The organism is Laspinema palackyanum D2c (genome assembly GCF_025370875.1).
Taxonomy (GTDB): domain Bacteria; phylum Cyanobacteriota; class Cyanobacteriia; order Cyanobacteriales; family Laspinemataceae; genus Laspinema; species Laspinema palackyanum.
This window is the reverse complement of sequence record NZ_JAMXFD010000019.1, coordinates 61,785-82,227: the sequence shown is the minus strand read 5'-3', so window position 1 is coordinate 82,227 and position 20,443 is coordinate 61,785. Positions and strand designations below refer to the sequence as shown.

The 20,443-nt window shown below is 49.1% G+C and carries 15 protein-coding genes; 4 read left to right on the top strand and 11 right to left on the bottom strand.

The window, feature by feature from the left end; all coding sequences use genetic code 11:
- Window positions 1–47: 47 nt before the first annotated feature.
- The 4 genes from NG795_RS19815 to NG795_RS19800 all read right to left on the bottom strand — a co-directional run bounded on the left by NG795_RS19815 (window position 48) and on the right by NG795_RS19800 (window position 3,350).
- Window positions 48–1,490 carry an MFS transporter gene (locus tag NG795_RS19815; protein WP_367290375.1) on the bottom strand — a complete coding sequence of 481 codons (1,443 nt, stop codon included), beginning with the start codon at window positions 1,488–1,490 and terminating at the stop codon, window positions 48–50.
- 402 nt (window positions 1,491–1,892) lie between these two features.
- Window positions 1,893–2,342 carry a DUF6335 family protein gene (locus tag NG795_RS19810; protein WP_367290374.1) on the bottom strand — a complete coding sequence of 150 codons (450 nt, stop codon included), beginning with the start codon at window positions 2,340–2,342 and terminating at the stop codon, window positions 1,893–1,895.
- Window positions 2,343–2,561: 219 nt separating this feature from the next.
- Entirely contained in the window at window positions 2,562–2,765 is a 204-nt protein-coding gene (locus NG795_RS19805; RefSeq protein ID WP_367290373.1) for a hypothetical protein, read from the bottom strand.
- A gap of 30 nt (window positions 2,766–2,795) precedes the next feature.
- Window positions 2,796–3,350, bottom strand: a complete 555-nt coding sequence (locus NG795_RS19800; RefSeq protein ID WP_367290372.1) for a hypothetical protein — start codon at window positions 3,348–3,350, stop codon at window positions 2,796–2,798.
- A gap of 140 nt (window positions 3,351–3,490) precedes the next feature.
- On the opposite strand from NG795_RS19800, the gene NG795_RS19795 reads away from it, so the two are divergent.
- Complete coding sequence (locus tag NG795_RS19795) at window positions 3,491–3,934, top strand: ribosomal maturation YjgA family protein (RefSeq protein WP_367290371.1); 444 nt, start codon at window positions 3,491–3,493, stop codon at window positions 3,932–3,934.
- 168 nt (window positions 3,935–4,102) lie between these two features.
- On the opposite strand, the gene purU is transcribed toward NG795_RS19795, so the two are convergent.
- The 5 genes from purU to NG795_RS19770 all read right to left on the bottom strand — a co-directional run bounded on the left by purU (window position 4,103) and on the right by NG795_RS19770 (window position 9,820).
- On the bottom strand, window positions 4,103–4,960 hold the full coding sequence (purU, locus tag NG795_RS19790) for a formyltetrahydrofolate deformylase (protein ID WP_367290370.1): 858 nt from the start codon (window positions 4,958–4,960) through the stop codon (window positions 4,103–4,105).
- Window positions 4,961–5,196: 236 nt separating this feature from the next.
- Window positions 5,197–6,000 carry a DUF4340 domain-containing protein gene (locus NG795_RS19785; protein ID WP_367290369.1) on the bottom strand — a complete coding sequence of 268 codons (804 nt, stop codon included), beginning with the start codon at window positions 5,998–6,000 and terminating at the stop codon, window positions 5,197–5,199.
- Between the two features lie 25 nt (window positions 6,001–6,025).
- Window positions 6,026–7,735 carry a GldG family protein gene (locus NG795_RS19780; RefSeq protein WP_367290368.1) on the bottom strand — a complete coding sequence of 570 codons (1,710 nt, stop codon included), beginning with the start codon at window positions 7,733–7,735 and terminating at the stop codon, window positions 6,026–6,028.
- 165 nt (window positions 7,736–7,900) lie between these two features.
- Window positions 7,901–8,713 carry an ABC transporter permease gene (locus tag NG795_RS19775; RefSeq protein WP_367290367.1) on the bottom strand — a complete coding sequence of 271 codons (813 nt, stop codon included), beginning with the start codon at window positions 8,711–8,713 and terminating at the stop codon, window positions 7,901–7,903.
- Window positions 8,714–9,820, bottom strand: a complete 1,107-nt coding sequence (locus NG795_RS19770; protein WP_367290366.1) for an ABC transporter ATP-binding protein — start codon at window positions 9,818–9,820, stop codon at window positions 8,714–8,716. It abuts the gene before it with no gap.
- A gap of 581 nt (window positions 9,821–10,401) precedes the next feature.
- Between NG795_RS19770 and NG795_RS19765 the strand changes: the two genes are divergently transcribed.
- Complete coding sequence (locus tag NG795_RS19765; protein WP_367290365.1) at window positions 10,402–12,462, top strand: S-layer homology domain-containing protein; 2,061 nt, start codon at window positions 10,402–10,404, stop codon at window positions 12,460–12,462.
- 148 nt (window positions 12,463–12,610) lie between these two features.
- On the opposite strand, the gene NG795_RS19760 is transcribed toward NG795_RS19765, so the two are convergent.
- A complete protein-coding gene (locus NG795_RS19760; protein ID WP_367290364.1) occupies window positions 12,611–14,137 on the bottom strand; it encodes a glycoside hydrolase family 5 protein in 1,527 nt (508 codons plus the stop codon).
- Between the two features lie 867 nt (window positions 14,138–15,004).
- On the bottom strand, window positions 15,005–16,483 hold the full coding sequence (locus NG795_RS19755; protein ID WP_367290363.1) for a leucyl aminopeptidase: 1,479 nt from the start codon (window positions 16,481–16,483) through the stop codon (window positions 15,005–15,007).
- Window positions 16,484–16,810: 327 nt separating this feature from the next.
- Between NG795_RS19755 and NG795_RS19750 the strand changes: the two genes are divergently transcribed.
- Together NG795_RS19750 and NG795_RS19745 are read left to right on the top strand one after the other, a co-directional pair.
- Window positions 16,811–17,932, top strand: coding sequence for a class I SAM-dependent methyltransferase (locus NG795_RS19750; protein WP_367290362.1), 1,122 nt, complete (start codon window positions 16,811–16,813; stop codon window positions 17,930–17,932).
- 288 nt (window positions 17,933–18,220) lie between these two features.
- On the top strand, window positions 18,221–20,287 hold the full coding sequence (locus NG795_RS19745) for a lytic transglycosylase domain-containing protein (RefSeq protein ID WP_367290361.1): 2,067 nt from the start codon (window positions 18,221–18,223) through the stop codon (window positions 20,285–20,287).
- Window positions 20,288–20,443: the final 156 nt, after the last annotated feature.

The window sequence follows — 20,443 nt, the reverse complement described above, 5'->3', positions numbered from 1 at the left end:
AGCTGGGCCGTCCTGAATGTAATAGCCGCTACTTTTTTATTATGCCCTTATGAATCAGAATTTAACCGGGGTTTTAACCAAAAACTTGCAAGGTTGTCAAGTATCTGGCGGAGGCTTTGGCTGCGCGGTTCCTGGAGGAATAGCAAGGGAAGCAGGGCTAACAGTCGCAAGAGCGCAGAGAAGGCAAATAAGCCAACGAATCCGCCAAAGGCAGATTGAGTGGCGAGCAATCCGCCGAGGGTGGTGCCGAGGGCACCGGCTAAACCGCTAACGGCAGCGGCGATCGCAAAATAACTCGAAGGCTGTTTCGCCGGGGCGATTTCCATTTGGATATTACTGCCACACAGATCCACGGCTGCCCAAGTTGCGCCACTAATTAGGTGTAACAGGGGCAATCCTATCCATAAGAGTATCCCCTGGGTTCCCGTTACCAACCAGAGCACCGGGGTGATCGCGACGAGGATACCGACGAAGAGTAAGAGGGGACGATTTCCCAGGCGATCGGCTAATTTTCCCCAAATTGGGAGCATCAGCAAGTTGGCACCGGCACCAAGGCTATTGTAGAGGGTCACCCAACTGACATCGATATCTAAATCTTTGAGTAAATAGAGGTTGAAAAATGGGGCGCTGAGGTTGACGGCAAACATCCAACCGCCAAAATACAGCAGAAATATCCGGAAATTTTTATCTTTTAAAAAACTGGGCAGGGCGATCGCCCCGGAGGGGGGAGTGGGTTCAGGTGTGGGGAGACTTTGGCTATCACTGCCCCAAATTTGGGGGTTAACATCTGCCATCAAAAACTGGAAGCATAAACTAATGATGCCAGCGGCGATCGCCACACACAAGATAATCCCATAGCCTTCAATGGTCCCTCCATCCCATTGGGACACCATCACCCCCAATATTGGCATCGCCAGCAAATTGGTGAGATTCGCGGCACTGTTGCGAAAGCCAAAGTAACGCCCGCGTAGGCGATCGGGGACTAATGCCGCCATCCAACTCACCCAGGAGGGACTCCCGAGGGCCCCTAAAATATGGGTGAGGGCGACGATCGCCAAGGTTCCCACAATCAGATGGTGAGCTTGCCTGGGATCCACGAGAAACCAGCCAATTCCCAGAAGTAAAAACAGCCACAGCAGGCGGGAAATGCTGAAAATCGAGAGGGTGTACCAATGACGACTCGTGGTGCGATCGCCCAAATAGGCCCCCACAGGTTGCAGAAAATTCACCAACATCGGGATTGCTGCCAGTAACCCAATTTCCACGTTACTTGCGCCGAGATCCAGCAAAAAATTACTCAGCAAGACCCCCCCGGTAGCGCAGGAGAAAAACGTGGCAAACACACCATCGAGGGTAGAAGCTTGTAAGCTGGTGCGAATCGCCGGTTTAGAGCGTTTCCCATTAGGAAGAATTAGGGAATTCTCGGCAAGGTATTCGGAAAATAGAGGCTTTTTTAGAGGAAAGGCGATCGTCAGTTTACTCTGGGTCATAGCAGATTTAGGGAAATTTAATCTGTTGATGCAATCTCTGAAGTGTTTAGAGTCTAAAAAAAATGGCCGGGAATGCCAATCCGACTAGAGAGGGAAATTTGCTCGGGGTTAGGGAGGTAGGAGGATTTTAGATTCCGAATTCCCCGGCAAAAGGACAAGAAACCGGGTTTCTGCCCAATTTTGCTGATACCAAATCCGGTTGTAAAAAACCTATTTTACTCTTGTAGTTAAAAGTAGGGTGGGCACTGCCCACCTTTCTGTGCAGGTGGGCAATGCCCACCCTACTGCCCAATTTTGCTGACAAGGCAAAAAATTGAAATAAAAAACCCGGTTTCTAACTACAATGCCATAAAAAAGGAGCGCTCAAACCATCGCTCCTTAATGTAAAATTTTGCTCACTTCCTACAGTTGACCGAGGCGATCGCCCACTACACTATCGCGCCGGACTTCATACTCTTCTGAGGATTCAGGGTCTAATTCCCAGCGTTCCTCATCTCGTTCTGACAACTCATCGCGAACGCCTAACTCTTGGCGATCGTCTTGTTCCACTCCCGCTGCCCTACCGATTTGATCTACAATATTTTGGTCCGGAGTTGGTGCCGTTCCCCCGACTGCTTCATCCCCAACATTCTGAGCTTCGGACCATGCCGCATCCACATCCCCACCCGTTAATTCTGGACTGGTATGAGTGTATTGCTTCATCTTATTTTCCATGTTCCGACCGCCAATATTCGCGCCAGGGGGATTCGCTATTCCCGTTCCCAAAGATTCAGTCTCACCTTGGGGCAAATCTTCTACACTGCCCTCTTCTTCGGCCAAATTTCTCAGTTTTTCTTGTTTATTTTTAGTCATAATTATCCCTTTAATATCAACAAAGCTTGGGAGATTTTTTCAGTACAAATCAATCTCCGCTAGTTTAGGAGTTAGGTTTTACCGTTATAAAACCCAAACCAACTTTTTCTGCTTTTGTAAAGCCTAGCTGATTTTCAGGGGTTTAACTTCTACCCCAGGGCATATTTTATTAACCCTTGAGCCGCATGAATTACTAAAATAACCGGATACTCCCTTCAATTAGCCATCAGGAAACTGCCAACAGGCAAGATGCTCTACATCGTCACTGCCACAGGATTTACAAGGGACATCCGCAAAGGAATCAACCCATTCTTCCCCACAATTACGACAGTGGCAAAAAATATTGTGGCGGTTCGCTTCATTGAGTCGTAACTGCCAGTCCTTCAGTTCATCATCATTCAAGGGCCGAGGAATTTCTGTCATCGTTATTATCCCAAATTCATCGGTTTAGTATTATACGCGATCGCTCACTAATTTTAAAAAGGTTTGATACACCCCTTCCACTTCTTGAAAATAGGTGGCTTCATCGGCAGATTGGGAGATAAAAAACAGATTAAAACAAGGCATAACGCAATTTTCCGATTCTAGGGTATCCGGCGTTAGGACAACTTGCACCGGATTTTGGGCTAACCGAGTATTGGTCAAATCTGCCACAGTTTTTAATTGCTCAAATAAGGAATGATACTCAGTCAAGTCCCGGGGAAGAATCCCTACATATCGAGGCCGCATCTGTGATTTTGAAGTTGCCAAATGCCCTTGACAACTGGAATAAGTAATACAATTAAATTTAAGAATTAAAGCAATAGTTAAATCTCGGACACCGGGCTCTATGGATTTTTTAAACTTGCGATGATATTTAGACAAAATCGGGGAATCTGCACAAGCGGCAGTGCCATCAGTGTTGATATTGCCGAGGGGACTTTCCCGAAAGGTTTCGGCGGGGTTTTCATCCACAAAGCGATCGTCCCAGGAGGCGATAAATTCTTTTAATCCACTGAAATAAGTCATCGGTTTAAGTTGTTTTAATTAAAAAAATCAGAAAAATGGAGGAAGAAATCTCCAATGCTCTTACTCCTTCAGCCTTGCCCGAATAATTGAGACTCGCTATATTAGAGTCAGGTATCAATAGATTAGACCATTGAGCCCCTATGACTTCTCCCTTTTCCCCCAATCATCGCTTTTTTCAATACCGCCTTGCTTTGCTCATCAGTATAGCAATTCTTGTCCCCTTCGGTTTGTTTACCAAATTTTATCGCGGTCCGGGTCAATCCTGGCTGAATGATTCATTTGGCGGGATTCCCTACGAAATTTTTTGGATTCTGCTCGTGGTTGTGATTTGGCCAAAAGTTTCCGCAAAATCGGCGGCAATAGGCGTCTTAATTGCGACTTGTATTTTAGAATTTCTCCAACTTTGGCATCCCCCGTTTTTACAAGTCATTCGCGCCACCCTGCCGGGACGATTGGTATTAGGGACAACCTTTATTGGGTCAGATTTTCTCTATTATTTTATCGGCTGTTTTTTAGGATGGTTGTGGGTGAAAGCGCTTCAGCATTATACGTTGAAACATAAAATTAATAGCAGCATAGAATAAAGAAGCAAAACGAACAATTTTCACTCAGGTTTGACCCTAGCATAAATTTTAGGGAACTATTAAACTACAGGAACAGAAACCGGGTTTCTTGCCTTAATTTGTGGCAAGTTAACAGAAATTGTGTTAAGAAACCCGGTTTCTAATCTCTGCTGTGCCAACGGACTAGCTTTAGCCAAAGACGACGGTGCGATCGCCATAGACAAGCACTCGATTTTGTAAATGCAAACGAACCGCCCTAGCTAACACCATCCGTTCTAAATCTTTGCCTTTTCTAATTAAATCCGTCACCTCATCTCGATGGCTGACCCGGACAACATCTTGCTCAATAATTGGCCCTGCATCGAGGTCTGCTGTGACATAATGTGCAGTAGCCCCAATAATTTTAACCCCCCGTTTATAGGCTTGATGATAAGGTTTTGCTCCAGCAAAAGCCGGTAAAAATGAATGGTGAATATTAATCACAGTGGGAAAATTTTGGACAAAATCTGCGGTTAGAACCTGCATATATTTTGCCAAAACTACCACATCAATGTTATACTGTTTAAGCAATTCCAGTTGCTTGGCTTCCTGAGTAACTTTGTTGTCTTTTGTAACAGGCAGACAATAGAAATCGGCTCCAAACTGTTGGGCAATCTCTTCAAGGTCCGGATGGTTGCTGATAATTAAAGGAATGGATGAATGAAATTCCTTTGCCTTCTGCCGCCACAGCAAATCGAGTAAGCAATGATCTTGCCGACTCACCCAAATGGAGAGACGCGGGATGGTGTCGGAAAAATGCAGTTGCCAATTGGCATCCAGGGGGTCTGCGATGGTTTCTTTGAAGGTAGAGGCGATCGCCTCCCGGGGTAAATCAAACCCATCCAGTTGCCACTCGATCCGGGTTAAAAATAACCCAGCGGCAAAATCTGTATGATGATCCGCATGAATAATATTGCCGTTATGGGAATAAATAAAATTTGCGATCGTTGCGACTAATCCTCGGCGATCGGGACAAGAAACGAGTAAGGTTGCAGTTGGACTGGTCATTAGTTAATACGCTCTGAATATTGGGGGAATCTGAAATAGGATTGATGCATCCTCAGCGGAGGGACCCCACCCTAACCCTCCCCTTGCCAAGGGGAGGGGACAAGAGGTGGCCGAGGGACCCCACCTGACGCCTCCCCTTGGCATGGGGAGAGGACTGGAGGTGGCCGAGGGACCCCACCCTAACCCTCCCCTTGCCAAGGGGAGGGGACAAGAGGGGACTGGAGGTGGCGGGAATGTTATTCGGGTTCTATCGGTTCGGGTTGTTGAGAAGGGTCGGGAAGGGGTGGTTGCTGATTCTCTCCTTCTTGAGGTAAAGGTTCAGGAACGCTCCGATTTTGTTCGATACTTTCTTCGGGAGTTTGAATCCATTCTTCTAAGGGGCGATCGACTGCATTTTCTAAGTTCGTTGAGAGTAATAAAACCGATTGAGCAGTGAGGGTTCCTCGGCGGGGATCGACTTGGGCGTAAAGATTGCTGCCGGTAAAGTCACGATTACCCACAACCAGTTGATAAGTTTCTCCGGTTCTGAGGGTAATGTCAATGGTTGCCTGGGGGTTTTCTAATCCATAATCTCTAATTTGTTGGGGAGTGGCGCTCAAAACGCGATCGCTTTTTCCTCGGACTACTTCATTCAACAAGAAGGCAACATACGCTTCATTGGCAGGATAAGTCGCGGGAATAGAAGGTGTCGCAGGAGCAGGTTCTGTTGTTTCTGTTGTTTCTGGTGTTTCTGGTGTTTCTGGTGTTTGGGGAGGAATAGTTTCGACAGGAGTCGGTGTACTCTCAATGACTTCCATAATCCAAAGGGGTTCGCCCGGTTCTCTACTTTCTGCGATCGCCCCTCGTTGAAAGCGCAATGTTCTTTCCTCCGTCGTCAGCACAAAAGATTTTACCTGGTCTTCTTGAAAGGTAAAAATTTGCTTCTGATTTTCCTGGGCCGCTTCCTGGGATGGCACGACATTTACCTCATAAAAGTAAACCGCACCTGTGAAACTGACCGCCAGGAATAACAGCAGTAAAGTAGACCGTTGAAATTTCATCTTTTTTGTCGTTCGCTCTTTCGATCTAACGTCGTTTCCACCACAAAATTACAGCAATCAGAAATCCAAAGAAGGGTAACAATCCCGCAGCCAAAGCTAACTGTTGAGCTTGTTGCGGAGTCATCGAGATCCGACGATTCAGAACTGCTTTAGGACGAATGGATAGGGTTTGCTCATTTTGTTTGCTTAACCAGCTTACAGAATTGAGGAAAACATCTCCATTTAATTGCAATTGAAAATTCCCATCGATCGCAAATTCTGAGTTGCCAATCACCACCAATCGCGCTTCCCTTCCAGTCGGTTCTTCCTCGGTTGCCGGTTCCTCGGTTGCCGGTTCCGGTGTTGTTGCTTCCTCCGTTGCTTCAGGAGTCGTTGCTTCCGGAGTTGCTGCTTCCGGTGTTGTTTCTTCCTCCGTTGCTTCGGGAGTCGTTGCTTCCGGAGTTGGAGTGGTTGTGGCGATCGCCTTTGTCTTGGCAACCCCCAAGGGGAGAGGTCCTGGGCGATCGCTTTGAGGATCGAACTTCAGATCCGGGTCTTCGGGAGTGGACTCCGCCCAACTTTGCTCCCCAGTCAGCAACAGAGGGGTACTCTCGACCCCCTCCACATCACTGATCAGCAGGGGACGCGCTAAGGGATAGAACGAATAACCCCCTTGAAAGTCGCGGACAATCGGATGATCTCCATAATTGGTAATTAAAGGGGCAGCAGGGCCTAATCCCACCAGTCCCCCACTGCCGGAACCATCGATCGCGATCGTTTTATCCAGTTCGATTCCCCACTCCTTCAGCAGGGGGTCCAATCCCGGATTGGTATCCGGGTCGATCGCCACAAATAGACTCCCGCCTTGTTGCAAATAAGCTTGTAACGCTTGGACTTCCCGGGGAAATAAAGATTGTCTGGGACCGGCAATCACCACCACCGAGGCATCGGGGGGGACCCGAGGTAATCGCGCCAGGTTCAACGGTTCTACCAGAAAATTTTTGTCCTGCAAACTGGCAACCGCTTGAGAAATCGCACCGCGTCCCGCTTCTAAAGCGCGTTCCCCATGACCTTGGAGCACATATACCTTGTAACTGCGATCGCTCGTAAACTGCTCTAAACTACTCGTTAACCTCGCTTCCGAGAGGGAAGAAGCAGCATTCACCGTTTGCACAAATTGCTGCCTAGTGCCATCCTCCGATGCCAGATAGACCTCGCCAAAACTTTGGACCCCAAATTGCCGCGCCACCGTAGGTTGCCGTGAAGGATCCACATATTGAAAATCAAACAGATTCGGCGCTTGGCGGCGATAATTTTCCAGTAATTCCTGATCTCCGCGTTCAGGTTCCCCGGCAAAGACCCAAACTTTCACAGGTTGAGGCAGATTTCGCACCAATTGTTGGCTTTGGGGGGCCAGGGTAAAGCGTTGATTTTCCGTTAAATCAAAGCGTTCTGTATAGCGAACCCCTAGGAAATTAATCAGTCCTAAAATTACCAGAACGGATATCGTTGCCACGAAGGCATTCGTCCCCGCTTGTGCCGATCGCGGATTCCATCCCCCTTCAGCGTGAGTCAGCATCCACACCAGCCATAACACTAGAACCGTGACACCCGCAATCACCAGTCCACTGGTCACAGTTTGCCATCCCGTCAGAAGTCCCGGAATAGCACCGCCAATCGCTAGAAACAGTCCCAAATAGACTGCATATTTGAAATACTTTGTCAAGCCTCTGGGCTTTTTTTCAATGGGTTTCATGGTTAAGGAAAAGCAATAAACAGTTCTGTCTTTAGGAGCGGTTTTCTCACCGTCTTCCGAGCAATTGCAACTCGATATAGTGCGGTGCTAACTTCCCAAATCTTGCATAAAAGCTGGGAAAATCCGCCCCTAATCGAGCAACGTTGAAACGAGCAATTACTGAGTTTAACTCCGTTGGAATCGCAAAGCATCAATAGACTGAGCCGTGAGAAAAATTCCTAAAACTACATAACTGCCCAATAAAATGATGCTACTTGTATCCAAAGTTCCGCGAATCAAGTTGGTGTAATGTTTGAGAATCGATAAATGTTCTAAAACCGCGCCCACAGGTCCGCCAATCGCTTGAGCCACCACATCGATCGCCCAGAGAAACAGCACTAACACAAAGGTGAAGATAGCCGCCAAAATTGTACTATCGGTCAAAGAAGAAATAAACATTCCCACGGAAAGGACCGCAGTTGCTAACAAAATTAAGCCAAAATGGGCCAACAAGGGAACCGCAAGAGGCATGGGAGGAGTAGCCGCATTTAGGGCAAGGAGTTGGAGGGCCAGTAACGGCAGAATCATGGTTGTATAAAACGTCACAACTCCCAGGAGTTTGCCCGTTGCTACCGCCCAATTCGTGATGGGAGAAGTTGCTAACAATTCTAGGGTTCCGCGCTTACGTTCTTCGGCATAGAGTCCCATCGACAACATGGGCAAGATGAATAGAGAGAGGGAACCAATGGTTTGCAAAAATTGTTGTAAAAATTCGTAAGGAACATCGAAGGGCGGAATCGGAATTCCCATTTGTTGTCCTTGGGCATCCATGAGTGCCACTTGTTGAATCAAGCCCTCATCACCCAGTAACATGGCTACAAAAAATAAGGCGGAAATGGACCAAAAAAAACAAGCAATTAAATAGGCTAAAGGGGAGATGAAATAACTCTGTAGCTCCTTGCGATAAATAGCCAAAATATTGGCAACAATCGTTCCCATTTAGTTTTCTTCTCCTTCTTTTTCTTGTTCTGTGTCGGCTTCTTCAATCACCTCAGCATCAGCGATCGCCGCTTCATCGGTTTCCTGCACCACCGTTCCACCGGAAAGCACCAAATCGGACTCCGGATCTGACTCCACGATGGTTTCCTCCGTCGTCAGTTGCAGGAATAGATCTTCGAGACTTGCTTGGGTGCGTCGCATCTCATGCACCCGAAATCCGCTGGTTACCAACTGAGTAATAATTTCGGGACCCGGTTCCGTCCCAGGTTCTGCGATCGCCCGAATCTTGCGCCGAGAAGGGGGCAATTTCTGATCCGAAACCCATTCTGCCGATCGCACTCCCGGCACTTCTTCCAGGCCCTTTAGCAAGTAAATCCGATCTTCAAACTCCGCCCGATCATCTGCCATTTCCCCTTCCAATTCATAGGAAGTCCCTCCCGTGAGTTGCACCATCAACTCATCCGGGGAACCCGTTGCCACCACTTGACCCCGATTAATAATCGCCACGCGGCTACAGGTCATACTGACTTCCGGCAAAATATGGGTAGATAAAATAATCGTATGGTCTCCCGCCAAACTTTTAATCAGATTCCGCACCTCAATGATTTGCCGGGGATCCAAACCCACCGTCGGTTCATCCAAAATAATCACCGGGGGGTCATGGACGATCGCCTGAGCAATCCCCACCCGTTGGCGAAACCCCTTGGAGAGCTTGCGAATCAGAACCGATCGCTTTTCTTCCAGATTGCAACGCTTGAGCGCCCAATTTACCCGTTCTGGGCGATCGCCGGGGCGCACTTGTTTCAGTCGCGCCACAAAATGCAAAAATCCCTCCACCGTCATATCGGGATATAAAGGAGGCGTCTCCGGCAGATAACCAATCCGTTGCCGCACTGCCATCGAATCTTCATGGACCTCATAACCTGCCACCTTGGCGGTGCCGCTATTGGCGGGTAAATACCCCGCCAAAATCCGCATCGTCGTGGTTTTGCCTGCACCATTAGGACCGAGAAATCCTAAAATTTCCCCAGGCTCCACCGTAAAGGTGACATCCTGAATGGCTGGTGTCGAGCCATAAATTTTGCTCAGATGCTCAACTTCAATCATGAACGGATATTGTGCGCGTTTTTTCTAACCAATGATTAATAATAGACAAGATATTCCCCTGGGGTAACGACCCCACCGAGATCCGAGCGATCGATTCCTTGGAACCTCATCGCCAATTCCTAGGGTTTTAATCCGATTCAAGAGGACTGAGCGTAGATTTTCTGGGGGTTCAACCCATTGCAGTAGGGTGAATTCGTCACAGACCGGGGGGCCAAAGTCCAGAAAGTTACCCTATAGAATAGCTTGTTCAAAGGGACAATCAGGGGAGTGTCATACCCCCTCACCCAAAAAGCTGATTAACCCTTGCACGAGGAGATCGCTACAGTTGTGCCAATTCCACTTGTGACCGTCCTCCTCCCTATCCTCCAGAATGCGCTTCGTACAGTGTAAACATAATCGGACGACCAAGGACGATGTAACGGGCTTGGGCTTCATCACCTACCACCCTTTCCGGCGATCGGTGCAATTACCAAACCCCTGGGTGCACTATCCAAACCCTATCTAATGCCCAGGACACCGCCCCCATGTCCCTTGGTGTGACCCGGTTTCTACCAGCAAATACTCAGGAATTCTCATCAATTATGGCTACATTTTACGTCGATCCCACCAACGGAAACGATTCTGCTGCCGGTAGCCAACTGGCTCCTTTGAAAACCCTCGCCGCAGCCTTGGTTAAATCAACCTCCGGCACCACAATCAAGTTAGCCAATGGCTCCTATACCGCAACATCAGGGGAAAAATTCCCCCTCGTGGTTAAAGCAGGAGTGACCATTGTTGGTGACGAAGCCACTAAAGGGAAAACCATCATCATCCAAGGGGGTGGTACAAAGACTATGGGCAATTGGCCCAGCCAGAATATCACGATGTATCTGGAAGAAGGGGCCCAACTGCGCGGCGTCACAGTCACGAACCCTGGTACTTCTGGGGTCGGGGTATGGATCCACGGCGTCTCGGCCACGATCGCCAATAGCACCTTATCTAAGTCCAGTCGCGAAGGCGTCTTCGCCAGCGGTATTGCCAAACCCACCATCATTACCAACGTCTTCTCCGAAAATACGGGCAACGGGATGTCATTCGTTGACAATGCCAAAGGGGAAGTGCGAGGCAACCTGTTTCAAAAAACTGGCTTTGGCTTAACCATCGGCAATCAGTCCGCGCCTTTGCTCAAAGAGAACCACATCCTGGAAAATCGCACCGGGGTTGTCATTAATGGTGACGCCAGTCCCGTTCTTCGCAACAATATCATCGAAAAGAACGAGCAAGATGGCATCACCGTTACCAATAACGCCAAAGTGGACCTCGGGACGAGCGAAGACCCGGCAGGTAACACAATTAAAACGAACGGTCAGTATGACGTTCAAAATGCCAGTACCCAAAAAATCCTCAGTATCGGCAATACTCTGAGTGTGACCACCGTCAAAGGTGATATCGAGTTTGTCGCCAGCAGTGTTGATCCAGAGGATGACCAACCCACCACGAGTTTAAAGGATATTGCCGGTCACTGGGCCGCACCTTTTATTACCGCAATGGTCGGGAAAGGTTTAATTGCTGGGTTCCCCGATGGCACATTTAAGCCAGAAGAGAAGCTGACTCGCGCTCAATATGCGGCGATCGTGGCGAAAGCGTTTAATGAAACCTTGAGTAGTACGACGACGAACTTCACCGATGTCGCCAGTGATTTCTGGGGCAAAGAGGCGATCGTCAAAGCCAACCGCATGGGCTTTATCGCCGGATTCCCGGATGTGACATTCCGTCCCAATGATAATTTGACTCGGGTACAAGCGCTGGTTTCTTTAGTCAGTGGGTTGAAACTCAGTAACGGGGATGCAGCGACCCTCGGATATTATACCGATCGCGCTCAAATCCCCAGCTACGCCACCAATGCCGTGGCGATCGCTACGGAAAAAGGGATGGTGGTTAACTATCCCAACGTCAAGGAACTCAATCCGATGCGGGAAATCACCCGGGCGGAAGTCGCAGCGATTATTTACCAAGGCTTAGTCGTCAAAGGACTCGCCACCGCCATCACTTCAGCTCACATCGTGGCTTCCGATGTCAAATCCCAGCCTTTGAGCGATATTGCCGGTCACTGGGCCGAACCGTTCATTCTTGGCTTATACAACGCCGGGGCAGTCGGGGGCTATCCTGATGGCACCTTCAAGCCCGATGACAAAATGACCCGGGCGCAGTATGCCGCCTTACTTACCAAAGCCTTAAATCCCCCAGTCAAACGGGATGCGGCCACTTTTAAAGATGTTGCCGAAGATTTCTGGGGCTACGTCGCGGTCCAAACCGCCTATAAGAGCGGATTTATTTCCGGCTTCCCCGATAACACCTTCAAGCCGACTGAAAATGTCCAGCGCGCACAGGTGATTGTTTCCCTCGTCAATGGACTCGGTTTATCCGGTGGGACTGCAGAGAGCTTAACGAAATTTAGCGATCGCACCAGCATTCCCGACTATGCCAAGGAGGAAGTCGCAACTGCCCTCGCCAAGGAATTGATTGTGAGCTATCCCAGCGCTGACAAACTCGAACCCACTCGCGATGCCACCCGCGCCGAAGTCGCTGTGATGATTTATCAAGCCTTAGTCAACGGCAATAAAATTGCGGCGATCGACTCTCAATATATCCTCTCCGCGTAAGCAGTTTAGCACCCAGGGTGGAGCTATTCTCTCCACCTCGGTCTTCATTTGCTCCTTGCACGTCTTCTAACTCCTCTAGGGGTGGGCAAAAGCCCACCCTTTTTTGTATTTAAAAGCATGGATCACGGTCCTGTCCTGCTATGACGGGTCATCCGTTACAATAGCGGCGTTTCATTCCCAAACCCGAAACACCCAATAGGACTAATCCGGCGATCGCAGAAGGTTCGGGAATCTTACGCCCAGTCGCCCCTTCATCCGTCATAACTGGAAGAATCACCTCCGGGTTAACAATGACAACGGGCTCCCTGTTCTCCATTTCCACCGGAGGAATTACAATCGGGTCCAGAATCGCCACCTCTTCCGTCTCCTCACTCTCTTCCGTCTCCTCACTCTCCACCGGAGAAATCACAATCGGGTCCAGAATCGCCACCTCTTCCATCTCCTCAGTTTCCTCTGGGCCTTTTGTATCTAAAACCACCTCCACCATTGAGAGTCCTAGGGCTTCTACCATGCTTCGATTGAGGATGCGTTGTTCATCCACCTTGTCAAACAGGCCAAATCCCCCTGTATAATCCCACATTGCCCAGCCGATATCGTATTCCTCTAAAGTCGTTCGCACATCATAAATCCACGAGACCCGGTCTTCCTCCTGGACAAAATTTCGATAAACGCCGAACTCATTCGCCGTCAGACGAACATTATGTTCTGTCGCCCATGCCGCAGCGAGACCGATCCGGGCTTTGATTTTATCGGCATTCCACTGTTCATCGCAATAGGACTGGGCGACGTGCCGTAAGTCTTCATCGGTCATTCGCAGGATCACCGCATCACATTCGACTTGATTATAAGGATAGGGTAGATCCAAAACCAAATTAAAGTGTTCGTCGATCCAGTCGGCACCTTGATGGGTAAAGGTCATCGGTTCGTAAAAGTGGAAATTATAGACCACATTGGGATCGGCAACTGGAGTGAGCTTCCGCAATCCGTCAATGCCACTCCAATCATATCCCGTGGCGATCGCCGTATGCTCAGGGGCACCGGATCGAAATGCACCTAAAATCTCCCCCTGAACCCAATCCCATCGTTTGACTGGATCGACATCTTCCAGTGCAAAGAAGTTAAAAGAGGGTTCATTGAGCACTTCTAAAAATAGGAAATCGGGATCCCGGGGACTGAGATGTTGTGCTAATGCACCCGCAAACTGGACAAATGTATCAACAAACTCATCATCCCTGGCCAAATATTCTTTAAACTCATCGTTAGCTTGCAAATCCACAATCACCCCTAAATCTCGTTCCAGGATGCGATCGAGGGCTGAGTCTAAGTAGCCCAAATATTCTACATTGAGTGATTCGGGATTGCTCAAGTCCATCAGCAGCGCCGGATCTACCGGGAGGCGAACGTGCTGGAATCCCAAATCCCCCAGCAAATCGAGGTCATCATCGCTGATAAAGTTTTCCATGTGAAACGGATTGTACGTCTCACTTTGAGCAAACCAGTGACTTAAATTGATCCCCTGAGTGAGACGGTCTAAGCGGGTTTCTAAAGGATGTTCCCCATCGGGTAGGCTCGATGTGGTTAAATCAGCATGAGCTGGACTCGCTGGAGCGATGGAAAACGAACTGATGCTCAACCCAGCTAGGGCGAAAAACTGTAATAGTTTGCCTGAATTCATGGAACCTCTTAGTAGTAGATGTCACGAGTAGTTGAATGCTCTGTGTGCCCATAACCCTCGGCGGAAGTTAGTTATTAGAGAGAGGTCTGGAGATAGGGGGCTATCCTTTTCATTCTCTAAAAAAGGTATATCACTTTTTTAAGTCATGTAAATCCTAGGTTTTATCCAGCAACAAAGTGATTAAAGTTGCCGTCAAAACTTGTGGATTCAAAAGGTTGTTTATTTCCGCTTGTATCAGAGGGAAGGCCGTAACTATAGCGACTTTAAATGATTTTGTAAAAAAAATAACCCCCACCAGAGAAAATTCTTTAAAACTTTATATTCTCTTTGCAAAGAATTTACTTTAATTTACTAAAATTAATACCTTTAGATAGAGGAATTATTTGGACGAATGAGCATTCAAATTTCTCACTTAATTATTGCTCATATTTAGATTTGTCCCGCTCTTGCTACTTTCCCAGCCCTGTTAAGGAGAGGGTAATCTATCTATAGAGATAGAATTGTTGATTTCAATGAACCCCTTCTCTAACTTTAGACCTATTCCTGACGATTTAGGTGGGAATAAATGAATTTTCTGGAATCCAGGGAGTTATAACCGGCTCGTTCCGACTGAGGAGGAAGGGTTTCTACTTTTCTGGGAGCGAACTCCCGAAGAGTAGAGACAACTGATTGAGAGGGGTAATGGCCGGTTAGAAATTTTTATACTTCTCATAAGCGGGGCGATGATCCTCAGACCCTCTCCAGCAACAACCCCTGGGGGTTTTAACCCCCAGGGGTGTTGAGCTTGAGATCTTAGGCGGGGGATTGATCCCCCGCTGGTTGTTGCTCATGAATCGGGAGTTTCTAACCCCAAGAACCGGGAACCGATTAAGCCGGATTCAGAACCCAATTGACGAGAGTGCGGACTCCGAAACCCGTTGCCCCAGCACTGTTATATCCCTTATCTTTTTCCGTCCAAACCGGCCCTGCAATATCTAAATGGGCCCAGGGTGTTTTCTCCACAAATTGCTTGAGGAAGAGTGCTGCGGTAATAGAGCCACCGGGACGGGGCCCGGTATTTTTCATATCCGCGTGCAGGGACTTCAATCCCTCAAAATAGGACTCTTCCATCGGTAACTGCCAGAACTTTTCGCCAGCGGTTTTGGAAGCGGTGAGCAACTGATTCGCTAACCCTTCATCTGTACTCCACAACCCAGCAATATCATTGCCGAGGGCAACCACACAAGCGCCGGTGAGGGTGGCTAAATCCACGATCGCATCGACCCCCAGTTTCTCCGTAAACACCAAGGCATCCGCCAGGGTTAAGCGACCTTCCGCATCGGTATTATTCACCTCAATGGTTTTACCATTAGAGGCGGTGAGGATATCTCCCGGGTGCATGGCCCGACCACTAATCATATTCTCCGTCACCGCTGTGATGAAGTGCACCTCGACATCGGGTTTTAATTGCCCGATCGCCTTCGCCGCGCCAAACGTTGCAGCAGAACCGCTCATATCCGTCTTCATCATTTCAATGCCACTGCCGGTGGGCTTAATATTCAGCCCCCCCGAGTCAAAAGTCAACCCCTTACCCACGATCGCCAATTTCCGTCGGGGTGTCCCTTGGGGTTTGTAGGTCAAATGGATAAATTTCGGGGGCATTTCCGACGCTTGCGCCACCCCGAGAAACGCACCCATTCCCAGGTTTTGACAATCTTCCTGTTCCAGGATTTCCAGGTCGAGACCATATTCAGCCGCCAGTTCCTCTGCCATTTCAGCCATTGACATCGGCGTGACAATATTGGAGGGGGCCGCCACCAACTCCCGGGCTAAATTCACCCCACTAGAAATTTGTAAACCTCGGGTAATGGACCCTTGGCGATCGGCCAAACCGAGCAACTCCACCCGTTCTAGGGGCGAGCCCTTTTCTTCCGGGTCCGACTTAAAGCGCAAATCCTTAAACAGGGCTAATTCTATCCCTTCAGCGATCGCCTGGGCCGTGGTATCTGGGTCATTATTCCACAGAGGGAGATCGATGCCGAGGGTTTTGCACTTTTCTTTACTCGCCACCTTGGCGGCAGTCCCAGCAGCACGTCTCAAACTATCCACAGTGAGGGACTCTGATTTCCCTAACCCCACTAAAATAATCTTGCGGATGGCACTGCCGCCACCGACCCGAGTCACTGCGCTACTATTGTCCTTACCTTTAAACTCCACCTCAGCGATCAGTTCGGCGATCGTCCCGCCTAGCTTGTCATTGAGTTGACCTAATTCCCCGGTGACTTCCGTCCCCTCTTCAAACACCCCAATCGCTAAGGCGTCTCCAGACCAGTCCAACCGTGGCGTTTCTATTCCTTGAAATTCCATTCCTAGTCCTGAATAATGTAATACTTCGCAACAATACCAGTATGGATCGAGATTGGCGTTTCCATAGAGGGGTTACAGGGGTTACACCCGCTGTGGAAAAGAGTCCCCTAAGTCCCCGGCGATCGCCTTCAGGGACCGGGCAGCCGCCCCTGGAAAACATCTTTCCTGCGGTCCCCGCCCCTAGGACCCTTCTGGAAAAGACCTCTCAAACCCTTGAATTTTTCCAGAGAAAAAGGGGTTATTTGCATAACTCTAGTCCGAGGTCGTTACACATAGTAACCTGGAATTGAATCTCTAATTTTGCACCGTAAACTAGGAGTATTAGCAGTGGTTTCCGAAGCCTCTAAACAGAGAGCAGAACCGTTATCGACGCGAACGAATCCCCCCTCGCTCTCCGTCTCCCAAACTGAACCCGTGCGGGATCCGGAACTGTTAGCGCAGGCCCTGCGACACAAATTAAAAAACTTGACCGGGGCAATCGGTGAAGTGATGATGCCTTGCATCCCCGCCATGATTGATGAGCATATGAATCTGGTCATGGGAGTGATGAAAGGGCTTGGGCAAACCCTCACCGACGAACAAATTCAGTCCTTGAGAACCTCCTTGTCCACCCATTTGGCGGAGGGATTTCGGGCCTCACCCCATGCCCGTCTGAGCATCAAATTTAGTCCACCCAGTCCCACAGAAGGGTTGACCAGTGGGTTAAAAATCACGGCGAATATCCATACCTCATCCCTTGAAGAAAAATATGATGGGTGGGTGAAAAATCGCAGCGGTCCGTTATTTGGACCCCATGCCGATGCCAAAATCATCGATGTAGCTGCAACCTTCCCGAACAAGGAACAGGCACCGATTCTCGATGTCGGTGCCGGGACCGGGCGCAATAGCTTCCCCTTAGCCAGACAAGGACATCCGGTGGATGCGGTGGAACTGACCTCTGTATTCGCCCAGAAACTTTTAGCCACTGCCGAGAGTGAAGCCTTGCCAGTGCGGATTTTCCAGGGGAATATTCTCGACCCCAATCTTAATTTACCGCCGAGTTACTATAAGTTAGCCGTCGTTTCGGAAGTGATTTCCCACTTTCGCAATATTAATCAGGTTCGCATCCTGCTGGCCAAATTATCTGCGGGACTAGAAAGCGGTGGATTGTTACTGTTTAATGTATTCTTGCCCATTGAGGGATATGAACCGGATGAAACCGTCCGTCAAATGGGCGAGGTCGTCTGGTCCTACCTGCTCACCCGTGAGGAACTGAAGTTGGCGATGGCAGGACTGCCCCTAGAAATCCTGTCGGAAGAGTCGGTGTATGAGTATGAGAAAGCTCATCTCCCCTCAGAAGCATGGCCCCCAACCTGGTGGTTTATCAGTTGGGCAACCGGGCGGAATATTTTTCCGTTTGCGGCGACCCCGCCAGTGGAGTTACGCTGGGTTCTGTGTCGGCGCAAATAAGAGCTGATTGCGATCGCCCGTCCGCTTTAGATGGCCTTGGAGGGTTGAGAAGCATGAGTTGAGCTTGAATCGGACCTTAGCCAGTTGGAAGACCCCCAGATAGATTCGTCGTCGGGTCAACTCAGTTGACTCGACCCGCCAAATTCTCAAGGAAAAAATTAAAATAAGGCTGTTGCAGCTCAGGGACGGGGAAACTTGATGTTTAGAAAAAAGCAAAGATCCAACAACAAAGTAACGATAGCTGTTGGCATTGGGCTATGGATTTTGTTAATCGGTGCTGCTGTACCCATGAATAAATGGATCGAATGGAGTCAGAAAACTCCCAAAATTCTGACCCTCGGGGGAAGCAGCAGTCGCCAGTCGGCGGTCAAACCTTTAGCGATGATGTCTTATGAGCAACGAGCTAGTCAGTTAGAACAGTTGGCCCTCAATGGGGAAGGTCTCGATCGCTCCCAAGCTCGTTATATGTTAGCCAACGATTTACTCGAACAAGGGCAGGCAACACAGGCCCTGGAATCGCTCCAAGACTTAGAAAAGGACTATGGACTGCTCGCCCCCTACATTTTGTTTAAACGCGCTCAGGCTTATGAACTGAGCAATAATTCTGCCCAAGCGCGGGAAACTTGGACAGAATTGCTCGAAAATCATCCCGAGTCTCCGGTGGTGGTTGAAGCACTCTATGCACTAGGAAAAAGCAACCCCCAATATTGGGACCAGGCCCTGGAGAAATTCCCGGCTCACCCCAAGAGTATGGAAATTGCTCAAACCCGCTTAAAAGAAAATCCCAATCGTCTGGATTTATTATTGCCGATCGCCAGCCATGGCTTTTACCTGGACAATTACAAATCCCATCTGCAAAAACTGACCAATCAACATCGCGATCGCCTCACCCCAGAAAATTGGGAAGCCATCGCCTTCGGCTATTGGGAAAAACAAGACTATGGCAAAGGCGGGGAAGCCTACGCTTCCGCCACATGGAACCCCCAGAGCGCCTATCGTCTCGGCAGAGGACGTCAGCTCTCCGGAGATAACAGCGGGGCTATCTTAGCCTACAAACGACTCTTCGTAGACTTTCCCGACAGCGAAGAAGCCAGCATGGGGTTAGAGCAACTGATTACCCTAGTCGAACCCAAAGAAGCCCTGACTTATATCGACGAATTGATTAACCGCTTCCCCAACAAAGCCGGAGAAGCCTTGTTCGCCCGATCAAAAATCCTGGATGAGTTGGGCAGCCGCAGTGCAGCTAAAGAAGCCCGGGACAAGGTTCTGAGTGAGTATAGCAATTCCGAAGGAGCCGCTGAACTGCGATGGAGTTTGGCCCAACAAAGTGTGGCCATTAACAATTTTGATGAAGCGCGCAAGTGGGCTTTGGAACTGCGTCAGGAAAACCCTGATAGCGAACTGGCTCCAGAAGCCGGTTTCTGGGCTGGAAAGTGGGCGCAGCGCCTGGGGTTGAGCAAGGAAGCTCGCCAAACCTACGAAGACATTTTGTTTAACTATACCGAATCCTACTATGCGTGGCGATCTGCCGTGTTGTTAGGATGGGATGTGGGTGACTTTACGAATGTCCGTGCTCTGACGCCGGCGATCATCGGTCAAACCGAACGCATCGAGATCCCAGTCGGCTCTGATGTCCTCAAAGAACTGTACCTCCTCGGCCAAGATCAAGATGCCTGGACCCTCTGGCAGGTCGAATTTACCAATCGCCGGGAACCCTCAGTCCCTGAGCAGTTTACTGATGGATTGATTCGCCTTGGGGTTGGAGATAACCTCGATGGCATTTTTATGTTGTCCAGTCTGCGCTGGCGAGACAAACCTGAAGACCAAGAGCAATACAAACAAATCAAGGTACAACCTCATTATTGGGAAGCACTTTATCCCTTCCCTTATGTTGACCTGATCCAAAAGGCTTCTCAAGAACAACAAATGAATCCCTTATTGGTGACGGCCTTAATGCGCCAAGAGTCCCGATTTATGCCAAAAATTCGGTCTTCCGTGGGTGCCGTTGGGTTGATGCAGGTCATGCCAGAAACCGGGTCCTGGGCGGCCCAAAGTATGGGTATCAAAAATTTCAACCTAGAAGATCCCGAAGATAATATTAAAATTGGGACTTGGTATCTAGATTTTACTCATGGTCAGTATAAAGATAACTCGATGTTAGCCGTGGCGAGTTACAATGCTGGACCCAGTAATGTAGCTTCCTGGATCGAGCAATTTGGATTCGACGATCCGGATGAGTTCGCCGACAAGATTCCTTTCCCCGAAACAAACGGTTACGTCAAGCACGTTTTTGAGAACTACTGGAATTATTTGCGGCTATACAGCCCCGAAATTGCCAAGAAACTCGGACAATAAATTCCCCCCCAGTTCGTGAGGTGACCTCCCCCGAAACCCCCTAGCCATTATCCGGCGGACAATCACCGGGGACAATTTGGGGGCAGCGCCCTGTCTTCAGAGGGAGGGGATCGGGAAATATACGGATGTCCAAACGGTTCAAAACGGGCTAACTTA